Origin of the sequence: Methylibium sp. T29, assembly GCF_000576205.1 — a bacterium.
Classification (GTDB): Bacteria; Pseudomonadota; Gammaproteobacteria; order Burkholderiales; family Burkholderiaceae_C; genus Methylibium; species Methylibium petroleiphilum.
Genome location: NZ_AZND01000402.1, coordinates 1 through 2,201 on the forward strand (window position 1 = coordinate 1; position 2,201 = coordinate 2,201).

Genomic DNA, 2,201 nt, shown 5'->3' on the forward strand with positions numbered 1-2,201 from the left:
GCCGCGCCGGCGTGTCGCCGCTGGCCGCGCTGCACGAGCGCGTGTTTGCGTGGATGACGCTGGGCGACGAGCGCAACCTCGTCGCCACCTACGTGGCCGGCAGCTGCCGCCACGAACGCGGCTGAACGCGGGCGCGGCGCCTGCGTCGACGTTGGGCGGCCCGTTCCGGCGTGGGATTCAACATGGTGCACAAACTGGTATACAAAAAGGATGATGCCTCTTTTGGTGGCATCGGGGCCGGCGGAGCGGCCTTTCCTTCTGGTACGGAAGTTGCGCAAGGACGGAGCGAGTCCGGAAGTCGCGCCGCGTTGGGCGGAGAGCGACCGAGGCTGCTCCGCACACCGACGCCCCACCACTCCTCCGAAGGACCATGATGAACCCGACCTGCAAGACCGCCCTGGCGCTCGCGCTCGCCGCCACGAGCCTCACGAGCCTCGCCGCCGACTGGAGCGACACCGCGATCAGCGTGCGCTACGGCACCCAGTTCGCCGAGCCCTACAACAACAACCCGGACGGTTCGCGCAACGACATCACCAAGACGATCGTCGGCCTCACGCACGTGAGCGGCTACAAGTACGGCGTGAACTTCTTCAATGCCGACCTGCTGCTCTCGGACCGCAATGACCCGGGCGACGGCACGCCCGGCGCCTCCGGCGCTCAGGAGGTCTACATCGTCTACCGCCACCTGCTCGACATCGGCAAGGTGGCCGGCAAGGACCTCAAGGTCGGCCCGGTGCGCGGCTTCGGCTTCACCGCCGGCTTCGACTGGAATACCAAGAACGACGGCTACGCCTCGAAGAAGCGCATGTTCGTGTTCGGCCCGACCGTGATGTTCGACGTGCCGGGCTTCGCCAACCTCTCGCTGCTGGCCTTCAAGGAAAGCAACTCGCCCAAGGGCATCGCCGACCGCTACACCTACGACACCCACCCGGCGCTGGCGGCGGAGTGGGGCATCCCGATCGGCAGCCTGCCGCTGGCCTTCGAGGGCTATGCGCTCTACATCGGCGACAAGGGCACCAACGAGTTCGGCGGTCCGACCAAGCCCGAGACCCACGTCGACATGAAGCTGATGCTCGACGTCGGCCTGCTGGCCGGCGCTCCCAAGGGCGCCTTCAAGGTCGGCATCGCCTACGAGTACTGGAAGAACAAGTTCGGCAACCCGACCGAGACCCCGGGGGCCGGCGAGGGAGCGACCGCGCGCACGCCGATGATCCGCGCCGAGTACCACTTCTGAGCGTCGCCGCATTCGCTCCCCCGTCCATGCTCCGCCTCGAACTCCTCGGCATCACCAAGCAGTACCCGTCGGTCCGCGCGAACGACGGCGTGAACCTGCGTGTGGCGCCGGGGCAGATCCACGCGGTGCTGGGCGAGAACGGGGCGGGCAAGTCCACGCTGATGAAGATCATCTACGGCGCGGTGCGGCCCGACGCCGGCGAGATGATCTGGGACGGCCGTCAGGTGCAGATCGCGAGCCCGGCGCAGGCGCGCCAGCTCGGGATCAGCATGGTCTACCAGCACTTCAGCCTGTTCGACACGCTGACCGCCGCCGAGAACGTGTGGCTGGGCCTCGACAAGAGCCTGACGCTGGCCGAGGTGACGGCGCGCATCGTGCAGGTCTCCAAGGTCTACGGTCTCGAGGTCGACCCGCAGCGGCCGGTGCACTCGCTGTCGGTCGGCGAGCGCCAGCGCGTCGAGATCGTGCGCGCGCTGCTCACCGACCCCAAGCTGCTGATCCTCGACGAGCCGACCTCGGTGCTGACGCCGCAGGCCGTCGAGACCCTGTTCGTCACGCTGCGCCAGCTGGCCGAGCGCGGCTGCTCCATCCTCTACATCAGCCACAAGCTCGACGAGATCCGCGCGCTGTGTCACCACTGCACGGTGCTGCGCGGCGGCAAGGTCACCGGCGAGGTCGATCCGCGCACCGTCGGCAATGCCGACCTCTCGCGGCTGATGATCGGCGCCGAGCCGCCGAAGCTGCAGCACATCCAGGCGCGCCTCGGCGACGTGGCGCTGCAGGTGAGCGGCCTGACACTCGCGAAGCAGTCGCCGTTCGGCACCGACCTGAAGGACATCGGCTTCGAGGTGAGGGCCGGCGAGATCGTCGGCGTGGCTGGCGTCTCCGGCAATGGCCAGCAGGAGCTGATGGCCGCGCTGTCGGGCGAGGACCCGCGCGCGCCGGCCGGCGCGCTGAGCCTGTTCGG

Annotated in this window: 2 protein-coding genes; both read left to right on the top strand. The window is 68.7% G+C overall.

Annotation, left to right across the window (positions count from 1 at the left end):
* Window positions 1-373 precede the first annotated feature (373 nt).
* Window positions 374-1,234, top strand: a complete 861-nt coding sequence (locus x551_RS21410) for an outer envelope protein (protein ID WP_036233462.1) — start codon at window positions 374-376, stop codon at window positions 1,232-1,234.
* A gap of 26 nt (window positions 1,235-1,260) precedes the next feature.
* On the top strand, window positions 1,261-2,201 hold a 941-nt coding region (locus tag x551_RS21415; RefSeq protein WP_036251159.1), incomplete at its 3' end, for an ATP-binding cassette domain-containing protein.

Excerpts from the sequence above, each read along its gene's own strand:
- x551_RS21410 (WP_036233462.1), top strand. The coding sequence starts at position 374 with ATGAACCCGACCTGCAAGACCGCCCTGGCGCTCGCGCTCGCCGCCACG.